This window comes from Microcoleus sp. AT8-B5 (genome assembly GCF_036705565.1).
Lineage (GTDB): Bacteria > Cyanobacteriota > Cyanobacteriia > Cyanobacteriales > Microcoleaceae > Microcoleus.
Genome location: NZ_JAUBUY010000002.1, coordinates 70,345 through 89,659 on the forward strand (window position 1 = coordinate 70,345; position 19,315 = coordinate 89,659).

Annotated in this window: 17 protein-coding genes; 7 read left to right on the top strand and 10 right to left on the bottom strand. The window is 45.1% G+C overall.

Going from position 1 to position 19,315, the window contains the following annotated elements; genetic code table 11:
- The first annotated feature begins 47 nt into the window (after positions 1-47).
- Complete coding sequence (locus QUB39_RS01750) at positions 48-776, top strand: DUF3891 family protein (protein ID WP_333054483.1); 729 nt, start codon at positions 48-50, stop codon at positions 774-776.
- A 374-nt stretch (positions 777-1,150) separates the two neighbouring features.
- Complete coding sequence (locus QUB39_RS01755; RefSeq protein WP_333054482.1) at positions 1,151-2,119, top strand: YegS/Rv2252/BmrU family lipid kinase; 969 nt, start codon at positions 1,151-1,153, stop codon at positions 2,117-2,119.
- Between the two features lie 52 nt (positions 2,120-2,171).
- On the opposite strand, the gene QUB39_RS01760 is transcribed toward QUB39_RS01755, so the two are convergent.
- Positions 2,172-2,528 (bottom strand): hypothetical protein, encoded by a 357-nt coding sequence (locus tag QUB39_RS01760; protein WP_006631047.1) that lies wholly within the window; start codon positions 2,526-2,528, stop codon positions 2,172-2,174.
- A gap of 380 nt (positions 2,529-2,908) precedes the next feature.
- Between QUB39_RS01760 and QUB39_RS01765 the strand changes: the two genes are divergently transcribed.
- Positions 2,909-7,402, top strand: coding sequence for a WD40 domain-containing protein (locus QUB39_RS01765; protein ID WP_333210211.1), 4,494 nt, complete (start codon positions 2,909-2,911; stop codon positions 7,400-7,402).
- Positions 7,403-7,712: 310 nt separating this feature from the next.
- Positions 7,713-7,937, top strand: coding sequence for an AbrB/MazE/SpoVT family DNA-binding domain-containing protein (locus QUB39_RS01770; RefSeq protein ID WP_333054479.1), 225 nt, complete (start codon positions 7,713-7,715; stop codon positions 7,935-7,937).
- A 125-nt stretch (positions 7,938-8,062) separates the two neighbouring features.
- Here QUB39_RS01770 and QUB39_RS01775 read toward each other — a convergent pair whose 3' ends face one another.
- The 3 genes from QUB39_RS01775 to QUB39_RS01785 all read right to left on the bottom strand — a co-directional run bounded on the left by QUB39_RS01775 (position 8,063) and on the right by QUB39_RS01785 (position 12,506).
- The gene (locus tag QUB39_RS01775) at positions 8,063-9,790 is read right to left on the bottom strand and encodes an ABC transporter ATP-binding protein (RefSeq protein WP_333210213.1); all 1,728 of its coding nucleotides are present in this window, start codon (positions 9,788-9,790) and stop codon (positions 8,063-8,065) included.
- 340 nt (positions 9,791-10,130) lie between these two features.
- Positions 10,131-10,613: an FxLYD domain-containing protein gene (locus QUB39_RS01780; RefSeq protein ID WP_333054477.1), complete on the bottom strand. Its 483-nt coding sequence runs from the start codon at positions 10,611-10,613 to the stop codon at positions 10,131-10,133.
- Positions 10,614-10,802: 189 nt separating this feature from the next.
- Positions 10,803-12,506, bottom strand: a complete 1,704-nt coding sequence (locus QUB39_RS01785) for an NAD(P)/FAD-dependent oxidoreductase (RefSeq protein ID WP_333210217.1) — start codon at positions 12,504-12,506, stop codon at positions 10,803-10,805.
- 93 nt (positions 12,507-12,599) lie between these two features.
- Here QUB39_RS01785 and QUB39_RS01790 point away from each other — a divergent pair, with 93 nt between their 5' ends.
- The gene (locus QUB39_RS01790; protein ID WP_333054475.1) at positions 12,600-13,514 is read left to right on the top strand and encodes a PPC domain-containing protein; all 915 of its coding nucleotides are present in this window, start codon (positions 12,600-12,602) and stop codon (positions 13,512-13,514) included.
- A 291-nt stretch (positions 13,515-13,805) separates the two neighbouring features.
- Here the strand turns inward: QUB39_RS01790 and QUB39_RS01795 are convergent, their stop codons facing one another.
- From QUB39_RS01795 to QUB39_RS01815, 5 genes are all read right to left on the bottom strand, one after another.
- The gene (locus tag QUB39_RS01795) at positions 13,806-14,417 is read right to left on the bottom strand and encodes a hypothetical protein (RefSeq protein WP_333054474.1); all 612 of its coding nucleotides are present in this window, start codon (positions 14,415-14,417) and stop codon (positions 13,806-13,808) included.
- A 70-nt stretch (positions 14,418-14,487) separates the two neighbouring features.
- The gene (locus QUB39_RS01800) at positions 14,488-15,285 is read right to left on the bottom strand and encodes a transposase (RefSeq protein ID WP_333240422.1); all 798 of its coding nucleotides are present in this window, start codon (positions 15,283-15,285) and stop codon (positions 14,488-14,490) included.
- Positions 15,245-15,619 carry a hypothetical protein gene (locus QUB39_RS01805; RefSeq protein ID WP_333207716.1) on the bottom strand — a complete coding sequence of 125 codons (375 nt, stop codon included), beginning with the start codon at positions 15,617-15,619 and terminating at the stop codon, positions 15,245-15,247. Before QUB39_RS01805 ends, QUB39_RS01800 begins: the two co-directional genes overlap by 41 nt.
- Positions 15,620-15,695: 76 nt before the next feature.
- Positions 15,696-15,878, bottom strand: a complete 183-nt coding sequence (locus QUB39_RS01810) for a helix-turn-helix domain-containing protein (protein ID WP_333051874.1) — start codon at positions 15,876-15,878, stop codon at positions 15,696-15,698.
- Between the two features lie 314 nt (positions 15,879-16,192).
- Positions 16,193-16,435: a hypothetical protein gene (locus QUB39_RS01815; protein ID WP_333051877.1), complete on the bottom strand. Its 243-nt coding sequence runs from the start codon at positions 16,433-16,435 to the stop codon at positions 16,193-16,195.
- Positions 16,436-16,674: 239 nt separating this feature from the next.
- On the opposite strand from QUB39_RS01815, the gene QUB39_RS01820 reads away from it, so the two are divergent.
- Positions 16,675-17,691, top strand: coding sequence for a succinate dehydrogenase/fumarate reductase iron-sulfur subunit (locus QUB39_RS01820; RefSeq protein ID WP_333051881.1), 1,017 nt, complete (start codon positions 16,675-16,677; stop codon positions 17,689-17,691).
- 94 nt (positions 17,692-17,785) lie between these two features.
- On the top strand, positions 17,786-17,974 hold the full coding sequence (locus QUB39_RS01825) for a chlorophyll a/b-binding protein (protein WP_333051883.1): 189 nt from the start codon (positions 17,786-17,788) through the stop codon (positions 17,972-17,974).
- A 516-nt stretch (positions 17,975-18,490) separates the two neighbouring features.
- Here the strand turns inward: QUB39_RS01825 and QUB39_RS01830 are convergent.
- A complete protein-coding gene (locus QUB39_RS01830) occupies positions 18,491-19,108 on the bottom strand; it encodes a pre-peptidase C-terminal domain-containing protein (protein ID WP_333051885.1) in 618 nt (205 codons plus the stop codon).
- Positions 19,109-19,315 lie beyond the last annotated feature (207 nt).

Sequence of the window (19,315 nt, forward strand, 5' to 3'; positions counted from 1 at the left end):
GGCCTGTTCCAGAAAACCAACATCACTTAATTCAGGACAAAAATTCAATGATTGCTAACTTAACCGCCACCGGCTGGGAAATTATTTACCACCGCGCCCATGCTTTGCTCGCCGCCCAACTTGGCGGACAGTGGAAGCGCTCGAAATCTCCGCTTCGGTTGTACGAAACCATAGCCGCGATTTCGCATCACGATGATTTGGAGAAAGAGTGGGAAGAAAATATTTTAACTGAAGCGGGCGCGCCCTTTGATTTTACTTTGCAGACGGAAACTTCTCTGCCTAAAATTAAAGCCATGACGCAGAATTCCCTATATCGCGGTAGGTGGGTAGCCATGCTGATTTCTATGCACATGAGTTATCTCAACGAAGGAAAGCGGGGAGAGTCCAAGGAACTCGACGAATTTTTGGACGAACAACTGGAAAATCAAAAAAAATGGCAAAAAGAGTTGAAGATTTCCGAGGAAGATGCTAAGGCAGCTTATGCTTTTTTCCAGTGGTGCGATCGGCTATCATTAATTCTTTGCAGCCGCGAGTTACCTGCAGGAGAACGAGCTTTAGAAATTAGTGTCGGCCCGGACGGCAAGCGCTACGATATTGTACAGCACAGCAACGAACTCGTGACTGTAACTCCTTGGCCTTTTGAAGACGATAAATTTACTGTCAACGTCGAAGCGTGCAATTTAAATCAAGTCAAATTTGACACCAATGAGGAAATCAAGGAAGCGTTGCACAAAGCTCCGCGCAAAGTCTTAGAGTGGACTTTTGTCAAGTCTTAACTAAACCTTTGAAAAATAGGTGAGGGTTGTTGTCGAAGTTTAGCGGGCATGGCATTTGTGTTAACTTAATCTTAAAACCATGTCTCATATTATGTCGGGTCGATTACCCCTAATACGGTAGGGGTTCCCCTCACGAAAAATATCTGCCAATAATTGACAATCTCAAAAACCTGCCCTGTTAATCGCGGTCACTCGATCGGACATGATATCAATCAGCATTATAGTTGAGTCTTGATCCCCCCCTCACCCCCCTTAATCAGGGGGAGTAGGGGGTGGACAAGAACACTCAAAGTCAACTCCTACTCCCCTGATTAAGGGGGATTTAGGGGGAGCGAAACTTCGATATAAACGTTACGTATTACCTATTACCAACTATGAAACGTTCAGCTTGCCTAATTTTCAATCCAGTCGCCGGTAACAGCGACCCCGACCAAGACTTAGCTAGAATTCAGGAACTTTTAGAGCCTTTTATTGACTTAGACATTCGTCTGACAACCCCAGAATTAGACGCAGATCAAATCGCCCGCGAAGCAGTTGCTAGGGGAGTTGAAGAAATTATTGCTTCCGGGGGCGACGGCACATTATCAGCAGTTGCTGGGGCGATTGTGAGCACAAATATTCCTTTAGGAATTATTTCGCGGGGAACGGCTAATGCTTTTGCGAATGCTTTAGATATTCCGAATACAATTGAAACCGCCTGCGCCACTATTTTGGGAGGGTTGACGCGGGTAGTGGATGCCGGGATTTGCAACGGTAAAATGCCGATGGTTTTGTTAGCTGGAGTGGGTTTTGAGGCAGAAACTGTCGAACTAGCCGATCGCGAAATGAAGAATCGCTGGGGAATGCTGGCTTACATTTTGTCAGGAATTAAACAGTTAAACAATTTAGAAAGATTTGAAGCGGAAATAGAAACCGACGATAAAATTATCCACCTTACTGCTGTGGCCGTAACAGTAGCAAATGCAGCGCCGCCTACTTCCATTTTAGCTCAAGGCCCGGCGGGGATTGTTTTTGATGACGGCTTGCTGGACGTGACGCTGGTTGCGCCGGAGAATAAAGCTGGGGCGATCGCAGCTTCTTATCACCTATTGCAAACCGCTTTGAGCGGCAATCCTACCGATCGCGATGACATCGGTTATTTGCGGGCAAAAAAAATAAAAATTACTACCGATCCGCCTCAAAAAGTGGTTTTAGACGGGGAAATTATCGGCATGACTCCGGTTTCTATTGAGTGCGTTCCGGGAGGTTTAACTATTTTTGTACCGCGAGTTGAAGAAGCACCAGTGGTGGAAAAACTCACTGGTTTAGCGGACATCGAAGTTACATTGAAGCCCTCAACTTAAAAATTTTAGCGAAACAAACAAAAAGAAAGACCGCCCGGGCGGTCTTTTGTTTTTAGGCGTCTAAAATTTGGCGAATGCGGCGCTCCAAACGTTCGAGATCGAGTCCGCCTTCATCGCGGCTGATGCGTCGCACGGTGACGTTAACATTGCTCAAATCGGCAAGCAAATCTTGCAGGATTTCTTGTTGCTGCCGAGCTTGAGTTATTTCGCGCGGTTCCTGCACCAAATCGCGAACGATTGTATCTTCCGCGCGCGAAGCAACGATCGGGTCTGCTTCGCCGTCTACGTGTACGAAAGTGCGCCGACCGGGCCCCCGTTCTTCTTCAATTGGTATTACTGCTGTTACTCGATCGGAGCGTACATATTTGCCAAATCCCAGGTGGACTAAGACAGAAGATTGTATTTTCATAGATAGCAATTTTTATTTGTTAGTTATCTATATTTTAACTTTGCCAACTCAGAGATGACAACTAATATCCTAGCTGTTTGTACTACAATATGTGTCGGTATTTTCTGTGTTTTATAGTTGTCAATTTTCCTAAAAAGTGCTAAGTTAATTAACTGGATATAAGTTACCAACGGTGGGTCAGAAACCGGGTTTTTAACGAAAAGACGCGCTCCAACCAGCAGATTCGGTAAAAACCCGGTTTCTTTGGTCGGAGCGCGTAAATCCTGTTACCATAATAAAAATAGAGCAGTTTGCGATCGCCCGCAACGCATTTCAGGGACACAGCCTACCGATTCTAGATTTGAGCATTACTTCCACGGAAAAACAGGAAAGCCTAAATCATGCTAATTAGTCTCGACTTAGTTATCAGTATCCTGACGACAATTCCCTTCGGCACTATCAAAGACAAGTTTCAGCGCAACGAAACTGTCATCAAAATCTTAAAAAGATTTAACCTCGACCCGGATGCTCCGCCCGCAGATTTTAGCGGAGTTTATGTTTATACTTTAGTAGAATACGGCGCTGGCAAACCCAAGCAGATTTTAGAACTGTTTCGCCAAAAAGAGATTGAATCAGCATTTCGCAAAGCCTTCGAGTCCGATAGCCCAGCCATTTTAATTAAAGCAGGCGATGAATATCTGAATGAGAGTGCTTTAGGCAAAGAAATTCGAGATTTAGGCATTGACCCCAGACGGGAATTCATGGCATTTGCCGCCGTGTTTATGGAAGTAGCAAAGCGGACGCGGACGCTGGGAGATGTGATGATGGGAAATTCGATCGCCTCTTTGCAAAAACGCCTATCTATGGTAATGGATCGCATCGAACGCCTCCCCACTATCGAAGGAATTCGCACCGAATTTGCACGACTGGAAGCTGAAGATTATCCCGCACTTCCCGCAGCAGCATCAACTAATATTCAAAAGTCTCAAGCTTTTATTTTATCACAACAAGTTCGCGGGTGGTTTGAAACATTAAGTTATAAGTTTGAAACCTATCAAATCTCGGAGGATAACTATTTTGAATGGATTATCAATGTTCCTGTCAGACGCAATCGGTACGATCGCATTTTAGTGCGCGGAATTGCCGGAGAAGCCGGACTCAGAGACATCTCAGCCTTGCGCGAGTCGGTGGAAAAACAGCGCACCGATGAAGGATGGTTAGTCACCGCCCGCCGCATCAGTCGCGCCGCGCGGGATGAGGTAGAGAAAGACGAAAATCGTAATTTAGCTTGCTATACGTTTGATGAATTACTCGACCAAGATGCCGATTTTACCGCTTATCTGGATTGGCTAGAAACAGAAATTACTAGCCGAGAAATTGATACCAAATATGTGCCGCTAGCTTGTACGAAAGAAGAAATTGACCCCGATACTCACCGCAAGATAGGCGTGAGTCATTATGACGGGCGAGATGGCTGGATCGAAGGTTATATTGACCTGTGGTTGAATGACCCAGTAAAAGAACATATTTCAGTTTTAGGAGAATTTGGAACCGGCAAAACTTGGTTTGCGATGCACTATGCTTGGATGGCGCTGCAACGCTACAAAGAAGCTCAAAAGCGCGGCTTGGAACGTCCGCGTTTGCCGTTAGTAATTCCTTTGCGAGATTACGCGAAAGCTGTTAGTGTGGAGTCCCTATTTTCTGAGTTTTTCTTTCGCAAGCACGAGATACCTTTGGCGGGTTATTCGGCTTTTGAACAACTGAATCGGATGGGTAAATTTTTGTTGATTTTCGATGGTTTTGATGAAATGGCCGCTAAGTGCGATCGGCAAGAAACCATCAACAACTTCTGGGAACTAGCAAAAGCCGTCGTTCCCGGCGCAAAAGTTATCCTGACTTGCCGTACCGAACACTTTCCTGAAGGCAAGGAAGGACGGGCATTGTTCAATGCAGAACTGCAAGCATCAACAACCATTTTAACAGGCGAAACTCCCCAATTTGAAGTCTTAGAATTAGAGAAATTTAACGACGAACAAATTGGGCAAGCGTTGTCATTTCAAACAGAAGCGGCGACTGTAAAAAAAGTGATGGGAAACCCGCAACTATTGGATTTAGCGCGTCGCCCGGTGATGACCGAGTTAATTTTGGAAGCATTGCCGGATATTGAAGCTGGAAAACCAGTAGATATGTCGCGGATTTATCTGTATGCGGTGCGGCGGAAGATAGAGAGAGATATCAAAGCAGAACGTACTTTTACTTCTTTGGCAGATAAGCTTTACTTTTTGTGCGAACTGTCTTGGGAAATGCTGTCTACCGACCAAATGAGTCTCAATTATCGCGGTTTTCCCGATCGCATTCGCAGCTTGTTTGGTTCCGTGGTGCAAGAGGAAAAAGACTTAGACCACTGGCACTATGACATGATGGGTCAAACGATGCTAATCCGCAATGCAGATGGGGATTATACTCCAGCCCATCGTTCGTTATTAGAGTTTTTTGTCGCTTACAAATTTGCAGCAGAATTGGGAGTTTTGGCCGCAGATTTTACCGAATTAGTTGCGCCGGAACAGTCTTGTGTCAATCCTGATGCAGAACCTCGATCGTACACTTGGTCTAATTACTGTCGGCTTCAGGCAGAGAAGAGAAATAAGAATGAACTCATCGCGCCTTTAAAAGGATTTGTTGCTGAAGATTTAGGGCAACTTCTTCAGAGTTTCGGACAAGCGCGGCTGACTAAAGCTGTGATGGATTTGTTGTTACCAATGGTAGGGGCTGTACCCTCGTGCCGGCCCTGCCTCGATGTAGGGGCAGCTACGGAGGAATTATTGGAAATTCTGGAAGCAACGCGGGGAAAAACTGAAAGTGAGGTAGGTTATGTGGGAGGGAATGCGGCGACGCTGTTGGTGAAAATCGATCGAACTGCGTTAGAAGCAAAAGACCTTTCTCGTGCAGTTATTTTAGGTGCTGATTTTACAAATGCTAGTCTGCGCCACGTCAATTTTGCTGAAGCAAATTTAGCTAATTCTGATTTTACTAAAATCTTCAGCAGTGTTCGGTCAGTAATATTTAGTCCTGATGGCAAACTGTTAGCTACAGGTGATAGCGATGGCGTAGTTCGCTTGTGGGAAGCTAGCAGTGGCAGAGAAATATTGACCTGTAAAGGACATACCAACGTGGTGGAGTCAGTGACCTTCAGTCCTGACGGTGAGATACTTGCTAGCGGGAGTTATGACAAAACAATCAAGTTATGGGATGTCAAGAGTGGTGAATGTTTAAAAGTGTTGCAGGGACATACCGAATCAGTAATGTTTGTCACCTTCAATCCTGATGGAAATATACTCGCTAGTGGGAGTTTCGATCGCACGATAAGGTTATGGGATATCCGCACGCGTAAATGCCTGCAAATTTTGCAAGGTCATACTGAAAGTGTGTTTTCAGTGGCTTTCCATCCTGCTGGTGAGATGCTTGCCAGTGGCAGCAGCGACACAACAGTAAGGTTGTGGAATATTCACACTGGTGAATGCCTGCAAATTTTGCACGGTCATACTAAAAACGTGTTTTCAGTTGCTTTCAATTCTATTGGTGAAATACTTGCTAGCGGCAGCGGCGACGAAACAGTGAAGCTGTGGAATATCGGCAGCGGTGAATGTCTCAAAACTTTGGAGGGACATTTCGGTCATGTACGGTCAATAGCCTTCAGTCCTTCGGACGAAATACTCGCAAGTGGAAGTCAGGATTGCACAGCAAAACTGTGGGATATCAACAGCGGTGAATGCTTGAATACTTTGCAAGGGCATAACGATCGAGTAGGGTCAGTCGCCTTCAGTCCAAACAGTGAAATACTTGTTAGCGGCAGTTACGATAAAACGCTGAGGCTGTGGGCTATTAACAGCGGTGAATGCTTGAATACGCTGCAAGGGCATAGCAATCAAGTAAGGTCGATCGCCTTCAGCCCCAACGGTGAAATGCTGGCCAGCAGCGATGATGAAAAAACAGTCAAGCTGTGGGATGTCAGCAGTGGTGAATGCCTCCAAATCTTGCACGGACATCTCGATCGGGTAGACTTGGTTGCTTTCAGTCCAAATGGTAAGCTACTTGCTAGCAACAGTTATGACGAAACATTGAGGGTATGGGATATTCGCAGCGGTGAATGCCTTCATACTTTGCCAGAAGTTGACAATGAAACACGATCGATCGCCTTCAGTCCAAATGGTGAAATACTTGCGAGTGCAGGTTACAAACAAACGGTGAGGTTGTGGCATATCGGTACTGGCGAATGTCTCAAAACGTTGCACGGGCATAACAATTCTGTATACTCGGCTGCTTTCAGTCCTTTGGGTGAGATATTTGCCAGTGCAGGTTTTGACGGAACGGTGAGGCTGTGGGATATCCATACTGGTGAAGGCCTCCACATCTTACAGGGGCATACGGGTTGGTCACGCGCGATCGCCTTTAGCCAGAACGGTGAAATACTTGCCAGTGGAAGTGTCGATCGAACAGTAAGATTATGGGATGTTCGCAGTGGTGAATGCCTCCAAATCTTACAGGGGCATACTGATTGGATACGTTCAGTTGCCTTTAGTTATTCTGGTGAAATAGTTGCTAGTGGAAGTGTAGATGGAACGGTAAGAATATGGGATATTCGTACAGGTGAATGTCTAAAAATTTTGCAATGTCATACCAGTAGAATTAACTCTGTTGCCTTCAGTTCAAATGAAAAAATTATTGCTGCTTGCTGTCGGGATGGCACAATTAGACTTTGGGATATTGAGACTGGTGAGTGCCTCAAAATATTGAAAAGTGACAGACCTTATGAAAACATGAATATTGCAGGAGTTACGGGTTTAACGGAAGTTGAAAAAGCCACGCTCAAAGCTTTAGGGGCTGTTGAAAATTAATCGTCGCAAAGGCTGTCACTCCACTAAGTCCGACAGGGAATGAATTCCCTGTCTAATAGCGAAAGTCCTCTAAAGAGGACTAAAGAATTAATTAGTCCTCTTTAGAGGACTTTCGCTTTGAGGCAGGGGTTTCAACCCTTGCCGGACTGCGGGTTTACCCTTAATCTGCATCTACATCATCGCATTCATGCGACAGTCAAATAGAAAAAACCTGAACCGAATCTATATCTACTCTTCTCTGCTAGAATATAGTTGGAGCAAGCGGAGAGTCAATTTAAAATATAAGTTAAATCACTCTGGAGGCAAAACAATGAATACGGCTAAATTATCGATCGCTGATGACTATCAGACAGTCATATTACCTAAAGAATTTCATTTGGCAGGAAATGAAGTGTATGTCAAAAAAATAGGAGATGTTATTGTCCTAATCTCCAAAGAAAATACTTGGCAAACTTTTTTTGATAGTTTAAATATGTTCGCGGATGACTTTATGCTAGTCAGGAATCAGCTTCCTTTGGAGACTAGAGAGGCTTAAGAATGACATTATTACTAGAGTTATCCTGAACATCACTTACCCACGAGTAGTCAGAAACCGGGTTTTTTAGATAATACTTGGTTGAGGCCAGCAGAAACGGCCAAAAACCCGGTTTCTAAAGTAGCCTACTGACTAAACTGTTGAGCGTAGTAGCCAGCATAGCGAGATCCCTTTTCCAGCAACTCCTCGTGCGTCCCAGATTCGACAATTCTGCCTTTTTCCAACACTAAAATACGATCGGCTCTCCGCACAGTAGCCAAGCGGTGCGCGATAATAAACACCGTGCGATCGCGCATCAATCTTTCCAGCGCTTCCTGCACTAAACCTTCGGATTCCGAATCCAGCGCCGATGTCGCTTCATCCAAAATCAAAATTCTGGGATCGAGCAAAACTGCACGGGCGATCGCAATTCTTTGTTTTTGCCCGCCAGATAAATTTACACCCCTTTCTCCTACCCAAGTTTGATAGCCATCGGGAAACTCATTAATAAATTGATGAGCGTTAGCAATCTCCGCAGCTTTTTGCACATCTTTCAGTTCATAATAAGATTGACCGAAAGCGATATTTTGAGCAATTGTACCCGAAAATAAAATCGTTTCTTGCGGTACAATTCCGATTTGCCTCCGCAGAGTATTTAAGGTGACATCTTGAATATCAATACCGTCAATTAAAATCTGTCCCGCTTGCGGATCGTAAAATCTGGGTAACAAGTTTACTAAAGTAGTTTTACCCGCACCGGATGCGCCCACGAGGGCAATCATTTCTCCGGGAAGTACCAGCAAACTCATGTTTTGTAAAATGGGTGTCTCTGAGTTATAGGCAAAATTAATATTGCGGTATTCGACTTTTCCGGTAACGTGGGGAAGTTCAATTGCACCCGATTTTTCGACTACAGCGGGTTCAATTGCTAATAATTCAAAAATGCGATCGCTAGAAGCTTCTCCCTGCTTAAAATCCCCGTAATTAGCAGTTGTGATAGCAATGGGGTCAATTAACAGTGCCACCCCTGCGATATAACTTATAAATTGAGTACCTGTGAGATTTCCTTGAGAAATTTGCCAACCTCCCAGGAAAAAGAGCAAAATCACGCTCATCGCTTCCAGAAAGCCAACTACAACGAACTGAAGTGCTTTTATTCTTTCTGACAAATACTTAGCGCGGCGGTTTTGTTCTGCTTCTTCTGCAAAGCGGGCAATTTCGTAGTCTTCAGCCACAAATGCTTTGATTAAACGAATGCCGCTGAATACTTCTGTCAGCAAAGCAGATAAATCAGAGATGCGATTTTGACTTTGGCGCGAGTAACTTAGCAGTCTTTCACCAAACCAGCCAATTAAAATAGCCATCAGCGGTGCAATAATTAATGCACCTAGAGTTAATTGCCAGTTGAGATAAATCATATATCCCAGAACCGCAATTAGCTGCAAAACACAAGGGATAAACTGATGAAAAAATTTATTTACTACTTCGCCAATGCGGTCAATATCTTCGGTGAGGCGGTAGGATAAGTCTCCGGTTTTGGCTGTTTCAAAGTAGCCGAGATTGAGTTTTTGCAGGTGGGAGTAAACTTTTTTGCGGATTTCCAAAGCAATAGTCAAAGCAGCTTTTGCCATCAGCGTATCTTGACCGTACTGGGCTGTACCGCGAATTAGAAATATAATGGCGCTGAGTGCCGCAATTTGAGCGAACCCTTGTAAATCTCCTTTACCTATAAATTTGGCAGTTTCGCCAACTAGCCACGCTATAATCGGCCAAAATATGGTAAATACTACGGTACAAGCTAATGCTTTACCGATGGTTTGTTTTTGGGGACGGAGGTAGGGTAAGATTTGCCAGTATGTCGATCGAGTTTTCAAGATATTTTGCCCTCGCAAATTCTGTTTTTGGGGTTCTCTGCAAGAATATTCAAACTTCGATCCCCCCTAACCCCCCTTAATAAGGGGGGGACAAGATTATTATTGCAAGTTCCCCTTTTGAAGGGGGATGCGAGGGGATCTCTGCGTAAGTCATAGAGATATCTGAGCCAGAATATGATAACAGCGATCGGTAAATAATACTAATTCTCAAAACTCATGGAATAGTTGCTGTAGGGTGCGTCGCCATCTACAATCTTCAAAAACAGCGACAATCTCAAAGCGACGCACCTTACTATAACCTCGATCGGGTTTCTGGAAGTGGGTCGCCATTTATCAACAATCATTCTTGCCCGTCTGCATGAGTCGCTAGTACCTGAGCCCCCTCGACAACTTCACCCCGAAAAGCGGCTGACTGTCCGGGTGCAAGAGTAACTGGTTGAGAGTAGATAAATCCGTTGTCAATTAAATTGCCTGACTCGTCCAAAACTTCATAATTAACTTTGACATTCTTGATTGTTTTGCAGCCTCGATTAAGCACTTGACCGCTGAAAAAGTTACCGTCATAATTAGCCGCCGCAATTGAAACTTTTGCAGCAATGTTGGAACCGGTAATGCAAGTTTGGGAAGTTCCAGATGCTGGCTGTTTCTCGCACAATTTGCCCAAGTCTACTGTTTTGCCTTCGGGAGTTTTCATGTAGCAAAATGGCTCATCAACTGGTGATTTTTGAGCCATTGTATTTGTAGCGTCTGCCAGCAAAGGAATAGCAGATATCGGCGAGATTAGAAAACTCGATAAAGCTACTGTGAAAGGTAAAATAATCATGTTTTTTGGCAATAACTTGTACATGATAATTCATATATTTTTTACGTTTGCATATCTCTATGTATGGTGGATCTCATGACTAATTTAATTTTTTGGGCGGGCTAGAAGCCCAACCCCTACTCCCCACAAGAATTAGATGCACGGGCTAGGAGCAACGGCCCACAAGAATTAGATGTACACCTGACGAGATTATCTAATACTCGGCTTTCTATTCCTAAGATTCCGCGCTCCGGGAATTTTCCGGCTGGGACGGCGATTGTTCAAACTGCTCGCAGTTCGAGTATTCACAGCATCAGCAGCAGCTATTAAACCTAAATCTTGCAAGATTTCAACAGCCGCCCTTTGTCCAGTTTCGCAACCGCCTTCCATGTAACCTTGATTTTCCAGCGAAGTGTGTTCCCCGGCAAAATATAAGTTCCCAACTCGTTCGCCTTCAACGCCGTACATTTGCGTCCACTGTCCTACTAAATAGCAGGAATAAGAACCTTTAGAAAAGCGTTCTCCCGGCCAATATGCTCGCACAGCTTTGCCCGATCGCAAATTTCTCACTCCGGGAAAAACTCTTTCAAATTGGTTCAAAAATCTTTGTGCTTGGTCTTCTGGAGTGCCGGCACCGATCGACAAACCCTGCTTTCCTCCTGTAAAATTAGTAACTAAACCGTTAGGAGTAGGAGCGAAAGGCGTAGCTTCCCAGGTATTCTGGAATCCTAAATCGCTATAAACAGAAGCCGTCGATTGATAAGGTTCCCGCCAAATGCGGCTGCGGTAGCCAGTAATTAACTTAGAATTAGTACCGTAACCCAATTGCTCGATCGCCCTGCGCTTTGGTTGGGGCAAAGGTACGTTAATTTTAACGTCTCGCAGAGTGCTGAACGGTAAAGTTAACAAAACTCGCTCGTAAGTGCGATCGAACGCGCTTAGTCCCGATCGCAAATTTACGCGATAGCGGCCATCCGGCAAAAGAGTAATCGCTTCCAAAACCGTCCCCGCCTCGATCGAACCAGACAATTGACCCGCCAAACGGTTGATAATTTGACTGTTGCCGCCGTCAATTTGATAGCGCTCATCGCTGTCGCCGTACAATTCAAAACTGCCCGCTTCAGAACTGATTAAAAACAGCAGATTTAACGCCGACTGCTCCTCGGTATCTCGACCGTATTCCGTCGTGTAAGCAATGCGGAGTAACTGCCGGACAATCGTGCTAATCTCGGCTTGGTCTACATATTCAGCGATCGAAAGATTGTCCAATCTTTCCGCTGCTTCTGTAAAATCAAGATAGCTAATTTCATCGCCAACCGCCTGCAAATCAGCAGTAATTTTACTCGCTAGTGGCGCAAATTCCGCGATTAATTGCTCAAGAGAAAAGCGCCGTCCTTGAAAGAAAAAAGTATCCTTCACCAATCCACTCTGCACTTGGGCTAAGTCGATCGCCCGCAAACCCAATTCCGTCGCCAGCGAGATTAAATTAGTGTGGCCGGTGTCAATAAATTCTCCCCCCAAATCCGCCGGAATCAGCGTTCCAGCCACCTTGGGAATAGTGCGTATCCGCCCCCCCACGCGGTTCGTTGCCTCGATTATATCGGCACGCACACCCGCTTGGCGCAAGCGATAAGCCGCCGTCAAACCAGCAATTCCCGCACCCACAACCAAAATCGGCGATCGTCCACCCTGTTGAGCAAAAGCTCCCTCTCCCTCCCTGGTAAAAGTCGCAGCAGCGGCAGCCCCCGCAGCAGCTAAACCCCCGTGCAGCAAGCGGCGCCGAGATATGGCAGAATTAGGAATGCGATCTGTCAGCATCCCCAGCAGTTCATCAGCCGGAATGCCCGTTTCCCTTGATTTCTGGGCAATGCTTGCAGCGCGGCGCAGCATTGCCATCAGTGCAGATTTAGCCATAATTAAGACATCCTCACAAAACAAAACTTTGATGTAAACTGGATTCTCGATCGTGCAATTTCCAGACTAAAGTCCAGAGAGATTTTTTTAATAATGCTAACCCTCAGAACACTGTTCGACAGCAAATTTTATCTCGAAAACAACCCAGATGTCGCCGTAGCAGTTGCCAGAGGCACGGTATCGAGTCCCTTCGATCACTACCGAAAAATTGGCAAATTTGAAAATCGCGACCCGAATGCCCTGTTCGACGCCAGCTATTATTTAGACACCAATACAGATGTAGCGGTATCAGCCAAACTCAATGGCTTTTCAGGGGCCGATCACTTTATCAGATTCGGTCAATTTGAACTACGCAACCCCAACCCATTCTTCGATGTTAATTTTTATCTAACAAGCAACCCAGACGTGCTGACTGCAGTCCAAACCAATCAATTTACCCCATTTGAACACTACTTCAAAGCCGGTCAATTAGAAAACCGCAAAGCCAGCATTTTCTTCGATCCCAGCTTTTATCTAGAAAAATATCCGCTGGTAGCAGCAGCAGTCAATAGCGGCGCAGTTAAAAGTGCGATCGACCATTACATTCAATTCGGTCAACAAGAAGGATTGTTGAGCACTCTCCCCGATCCCGCCGACAATTTGAACGCAGCAAAAAGCTTGGGCATTCTCACAGAAATTCAAACGGCGAGCGATTTTGTGGGAGATGCTGAACCAGCCGACATTTACAGTTTCATCCTCAATACTCCCAGCCTTTTCAGTGTAACTTTTGACGGTTTGAGTGCAGATGTTGATGTTGAATTAATTCAGGATCTGAACGGCAACGGCGCCGTTGGATTAGACGATATTATTGCTTCGTCTAACAATTTAGGCACGTCTTCAGAAACAATTGTCAGTAATGGGGCTTTGCCTGCGGGGACTTATTTCGTCCGCGTTTCTCAATTTCAAGGCGATACAAATTATGACTTGAGATTGCTAGCCGCTCCCTCAGCAATACCGCCCCAAATTTAAAATCAAAATAACGTATATAGCAAGCCTAAATCAGTCAAACGAACCCAGACTTCTCCTCATATCAAATCCGGTAGCATCGTCCTGTATTCATCTCTGTATTCTCCCCCTCTGCGTTCTGGAGCGCCCTCTGCGGTTAAATCATTCCGATGCAACCGGAAACGATATCACTTCTCCTCTATTTCTTCGCGGTATTTGCGCCTTCGCGGTTCGTAAAAAACATCTAGTTGACAAATGATTTAGACTTGCTATAAAACAGGCTGCAAAAAGGGCGATCGACAATTTGCCAAGGTTTCACTTATTAGTTGCTGGCTCGCTGGGAGAAGGCAAAGATTGAACAGGTGCCGGAGGCCAATTAGAGCGACTTCTGGTGAGAGTGGTAGACACCAAAGCATAGCCCAAAACAGCAGGAAGCACGATCGCACTCAGAAACACGATCGCCACAGCCCAATTCATCGCAGTCGAGATTGGGCCGTAATGAGTGCGGTAAGGGTCAAACGTTGGTAAATTAGGCATCGGGGCGTCCCGCAGCGCGATCGAACGTTTGAACCGCACCCGCCTGTCGTCTAGCTTTTCGAGCAAAATCCAGCCAACTTCCGCCTCTTCACCGCATAGCTTGTGAAAAATCGCAGGATTGCGGAACAAATCGTTGCTAGCCCGCACAATCTTGTACTCCCAAACCGTCAAATCAACAGAATTGGGATCGGATTTGGGATTGCCCTTGGATCGCGCATTTTCAGGCGCATTAAAATTACCATCTTGAGATTCGTACCGAGTCAAAACTTCCTCCTCCTCATCGCATTTTTGCCCCGCATCCCATTGCTCGTGGCTCACCAAAATACCCACAACCGCAGCCTCCAAGCCGAGACTGCCAACCATCAAACTCCAAATCAGAATTTCAACCATAAAAGGAGGTGAACTAACCTGACGGTCAACTGAGTACAGTTAGACTGCAGGCTTCTTTTTCCTTTTTTGCTCATGCTTTTTTGAGTGACGGAGTTCCCCCGCCACTTTCGTAACTCAGACCAATCTTTCTAATAAGTTTAGCTGAGTTTTCATCTCGATCCAATGATTCCCCACATTGACAGGAATGCCACCGATCCGATAATTCTTTCGGAACTTTATTTAGGCAGTTCCAGCAATGTTGAGAAGTTCCCTTCGGATCAACAAACAAAACGCTTTTACCCAATTTCCCGGCGACATATTTTAGGACGCTGGCGAACTGCCCATGAGCAGCATCAAGCATGGATTTATTCAAGCCACTTTTAGCTGATTGACCGTTGGGCAAATAAACCAAATTACCACTCTCAGTATCTGTTGTAGGTTTGGCGCGTCTAGTCAGATTTTTGACGCTCAAATCTTCAACAACTAAAACTTCACATTTCCCGAATAGATCATGTGCCGTTTTAAATTGAAAATCTAATCTAGCTCTGGCTACGAACTGATGAAGTCTAGAAATTCTGTCCTTGATAACTTTCCAAGGCTTAGAACCCTTAACTCGGTTAGCTAGCTTCCTTTGAAGTCTTGCCAGCTTCTGGGCAGACTTCCTCAAAAATCTAGGATTATCAACTCTTTCGCCATTAGAAAGATAAACGTAATTAGTTATTCCTAAATCTATACCAACAGTGTTTTCATCAGTCGGTTGAATTTCTGCAACCGTTACAGGAACCGTCTTATCTTCTAGCGTCAGGGAAATATACCACCCATCCGCTTCTGAGATAACACTACCCGTCTTAACTTTGAAACCCGTTGGTATGGGGCGGTGAAAGACCATAGGCACGCTTACCTATTTTTGCGAGGTTAATACAAATCCTATTTTGCTCGTCCTTGACAATATTTAAATTGTCCAACTGAGGATAAGTGAAAGATTTGTAGTAGTGAAACCCTTTGAACTTGGGTTGGCCCCTACGATTGCCATTTTTGTCCGGCGTGGTGAAATTTGAAAAGGAAGTTTCCACCCTGTTGAGGACATCTTGTAAAACCTGTGCATCCAACAATTTATAATCAGGAAATAGTTTTTTAGTGTTTTTCAGGTCGGCAAGCTGTATGGTTTGCCACTGCACATAACCGCCTTCAATGTTCGAGAAAATGTCACCCTTTTTAGTCAAAGGATTACCTAATTCATCCTTTTTTCTACCATCCCTAGTCTGCACTCTCGTCAAAGGAATGTTTTGATAAATCTCCTCAATAGGGACTATCGAAACAATCAAGGGACAGGCGTTGACGGGCGTTCTCGTGGCTGACCACCATCTGAATCTTTGACGCCCGTCGGTAGTTGTACTGCCGACGACCGAGTTCTAGATGAGCCACAATTTTTGCTAATTGGGTTTGTGTGGGTTTGAGGCGGTATTTGTATGTTAGTTGCATGGGAAACTTCTTTTTTTCCACCTACTTTAATGTACCATTTTTTCGATTTAATAGTTAGAAAGTACATCAAAGTTAAAGGTACTCGCAATGTCTAATTGTCGGTTTCCGTACCTACACCCGACGAGCCTTTCATCACGCGGGCGTAATTCATTCGGGGTACGGGGCGTAGCGCTCAGATGCGTCCCCTCTGAATATACGCCCGGGACTTCCCGGCTGGTAGTTAAAAAACTAAGTTTGTAGGCCCAACCGGGCGTAATTCCTGGTAAAATTTCTTGTAATGCTACCAAAAAAGTGAGAGGCATACCCAGCTACGTTCAGCGCAAAGGTGCGCTGACCTTAAATTCTGGCCATTCAGTTGAGGCCAGCAGCCCCGATGAAACTGGTTGTGGCGTCTTAGGTGCTGTAACCCCAAGCAAAACGAACGAAACTGCCATCAACCCGCCGTACAAGGCAGCCGATCGCTTGCGAGTTCCCAGTCCCACCCATTGAGGATTTAGCAGACCCAGACAAAAAGCAGGTGTGGAAAACATAAAAGTTAATACAAACAAGCTGGACATCACGCACCTCCGACTAGCGAGTTGTAGCGATTAATTACTTTCATCTCCAATTAATAGCTCACAAATCCGCTTAAAAAATTGGCAATTTAGGATTTATAACTTGAGAATTATTGATGTTTATCAAACAATGAAAAAAAAAATAAAAATTTCTGACTTTAGATAGTTGTTAAAAAAATAAGAGCTTTCTAGAGAGTGCAAAAATTCAGCTTAAAATAAACACTAAATTCCTTAATCAAAATATGAAAGTCCGCTTTAATGTAGTGCGCCAAAATCAAAACGAGGCTCCCCGGATTCACACTTACACCCTAGATGTGGAAGAGAGCAATACCATCCTTGACTGCCTCAACAGTATTAAGTGGGAACACGACGGCACTTTAGCTTTTCGCAAAAATTGCCGTAATACAATTTGCGGCAGTTGTTCTATGCGAATTAACGGTCGATCGGCATTAGCGTGCAAAGAAAATGTGGCCAGCGAACTCGCAAGACTGCAAAAAATAGCTGCTTCCAGCTCAGCAGAAATGCCTACTGATTTCATCCCAGAAATCACCGTCGCCCCAATGGGAAATATGCCGGTCATTAAAGATTTGGTTGTTGACATGACCAGTTTTTGGGACAACCTAGAAGCAGTTGAACCATATATCAGCACCGCCTCGCGAGCAATTCCAGAACGGGAATTTCTGCAAACTCCAGAAGAGCGATCGAAACTCGACCAAACAGGCAACTGCATCCTCTGCGGTGCGTGCTATTCTGAGTGCAACGCCCGCGAAGTCAACCCGGAATTTGTCGGCCCCCACGCCCTCGCCAAAGCTTACCGCACGATCGCCGACTCCCGCGACAGCGAAACCGAAAATCGACTGGAAAAATACAACGAAGGCACCGCAGGTGTCTGGGGATGCACGCGCTGTTACTACTGCAACTCGGTTTGTCCGATGGAAGTTGCGCCGATGGATCAAATTGGTAAGATTAAACAAGAGATTCTCGATCGCAAAGACGACCAAGCCAGTCGATCGATCCGCCACCGCAAAGTTTTAATCAATCTCGTCAAAGAAGGGGGCTGGATAGACGAGCGCAAATTTGGCATCGAAGTAGTAGGAAACTACTTCCGCGATGTTAAAGGTTTGCTGAGTCTGGGCCCGTTGGGTTTGAGAATGATCGCTCGCGGCAAGTTCCCGCTGTTTTTTGAGCCTTCAGAAGGTACCGAAACCGTGCGAAATCTGATCGAATCGGTTCAAAGTTTAGAAAAGTCAGCAGATTAGCGATCGGCTGTCCTTTTCCTGGTAAATTACAAGTTGTGCGATCGCAAAGCTTCCCCAAAATCATCACTCACAACTCGAAACTTAAAACTTTTAAATGACTGCTAAAACTCCTCCATCCCCAAAACCGACAACCCCAAATACCCCAAAACCAGAACCAGCCTTTGGGTGGAATGCCTACGCCGAACAAATCAACGGACGATTTGCGATGGTGGGGTTCGTGGGACTTTTGCTGCTAGAATTCTTCACCCGCCAGGATTTTTTCACCTGGCTGGGTCTGCGTTAAATTAATCAAAATCAATTCAAAATGGAAGCTGAAAAATTATCTATATTTCAGCTTCCTTTTGATTTTTAATAGTTATTTAAAATACAGACTATATCACAATACGGTTCAGTTAAAACTATTTATTCCGGGCGAGATCCCCCTAAATCCCCCTTAAGAAGGGGGACGCAAGAGTAATTTCTTGTCCCCCCTTTTTTAAGGGGGGCTAGGGGGGATCGAGCTTAACTGAACCGTATTGGACTATATCATGTCCGGTCGAGCGACCGCGATTTTTGTAGGGGCGGGTTCAGAACAATACCTGTCAATAATTGACAATCTCAAAAACCCGCCCCGACCGGGATATTATGGTTAATCGATAGGACATGATATTAGAAAATTATAAGTGCCAGACTCTAACATTTATAGTGGCATAAAAACCTATGAATTTACCAAAGTGAATAGTAGTTGCTTATAGTGCGATCGTCCTTGAATTATAGGGACACGGCAATGCCGTGCCCTGACTCCGAAGTTTCGTTCAAACTAATTTCCAGTTGTTTCGCGGACGGTCAAACTGTACTTGCCTCTACCTTTTGGAGGCGGATCGTAAGCATTGACAATGACGCGATAGCGACCGTTTGCAGACAAGGTAACAGTAAGTTCAGAATTGGAATTTTGCTGCGTGACATCATCATTTTCTCCAAGTAGCTCGCCCTGGGAGTTGAAAATAGCGAGATAAGTATCAAACTCGGTACTTTCTACGGTAATAACCAGTTTCTGACCCTGAGTGCCTTCAAAGGTATACTCGTCGTACAAACTGCTGTCTGAGGGAAGTACAGAAGACTTAGCAGGGCTGAGTTCTCCGTTTTGCTCTAAAATGACTTTAGATGCACCCGCATCAGGAGTCGGCGGAGGTTCTACAGTTGGGGTCTGAGTTGGCGAACTTTGTGGCGATGGGGACGGGTTGGGGCTTGCTTGAGCTAAAACCGCCTTGTCAGCAGTCTTCGCATCAGTTAAGTTTTGAGGAAATTCTGCTGAAATAAGGGTGGAACTGCTGTTAGCAACACCTGAATTTGAAAGTGACAGGGAGAGAGCCGGCTTGCCAGAAAAAGTAGCTACCAGAGCAATTGGCGCGATCGCCCAAAATCTAACTTGACGCATGAATTACCTCGATTTGTAACGGAGGAAGAAGGAAGAAGTCAGTAGTCATTAGTCAGTAGTCATTAGTTATTTGTTAGGATCGCAAATTAAATAATTTACACTCTTGAAAGTGGGATGGGCGTCCCGCCCGTCCTTTATGCACGGGCGGGACGCCCATGCCACAAGAACAATAAAGATTGTAAGTTATTTAATTCTCATTCCTTAGAT

Coding starts and splice junctions, on each gene's coding strand:
- QUB39_RS01750 (WP_333054483.1), top strand. CDS start 48: ATGATTGCTAACTTAACCGCCACCGGCTGGGAAATTATTTACCACCGC.
- QUB39_RS01755 (WP_333054482.1), top strand. CDS start 1,151: ATGAAACGTTCAGCTTGCCTAATTTTCAATCCAGTCGCCGGTAACAGC.
- QUB39_RS01760 (WP_006631047.1), bottom strand. CDS start 2,528: ATGAAAATACAATCTTCTGTCTTAGTCCACCTGGGATTTGGCAAATAT.
- QUB39_RS01765 (WP_333210211.1), top strand. CDS start 2,909: ATGCTAATTAGTCTCGACTTAGTTATCAGTATCCTGACGACAATTCCC.
- QUB39_RS01770 (WP_333054479.1), top strand. CDS start 7,713: ATGAATACGGCTAAATTATCGATCGCTGATGACTATCAGACAGTCATA.
- QUB39_RS01780 (WP_333054477.1), bottom strand. CDS start 10,613: ATGATTATTTTACCTTTCACAGTAGCTTTATCGAGTTTTCTAATCTCG.
- QUB39_RS01785 (WP_333210217.1), bottom strand. CDS start 12,506: ATGGCTAAATCTGCACTGATGGCAATGCTGCGCCGCGCTGCAAGCATT.
- QUB39_RS01790 (WP_333054475.1), top strand. CDS start 12,600: ATGCTAACCCTCAGAACACTGTTCGACAGCAAATTTTATCTCGAAAAC.
- QUB39_RS01795 (WP_333054474.1), bottom strand. CDS start 14,417: ATGGTTGAAATTCTGATTTGGAGTTTGATGGTTGGCAGTCTCGGCTTG.
- QUB39_RS01800 (WP_333240422.1), bottom strand. CDS start 15,285: ATGGTCTTTCACCGCCCCATACCAACGGGTTTCAAAGTTAAGACGGGT.
- QUB39_RS01810 (WP_333051874.1), bottom strand. CDS start 15,878: ATGCAACTAACATACAAATACCGCCTCAAACCCACACAAACCCAATTA.
- QUB39_RS01815 (WP_333051877.1), bottom strand. CDS start 16,435: ATGTCCAGCTTGTTTGTATTAACTTTTATGTTTTCCACACCTGCTTTT.
- QUB39_RS01820 (WP_333051881.1), top strand. CDS start 16,675: ATGAAAGTCCGCTTTAATGTAGTGCGCCAAAATCAAAACGAGGCTCCC.
- QUB39_RS01825 (WP_333051883.1), top strand. CDS start 17,786: ATGACTGCTAAAACTCCTCCATCCCCAAAACCGACAACCCCAAATACC.
- QUB39_RS01830 (WP_333051885.1), bottom strand. CDS start 19,108: ATGCGTCAAGTTAGATTTTGGGCGATCGCGCCAATTGCTCTGGTAGCT.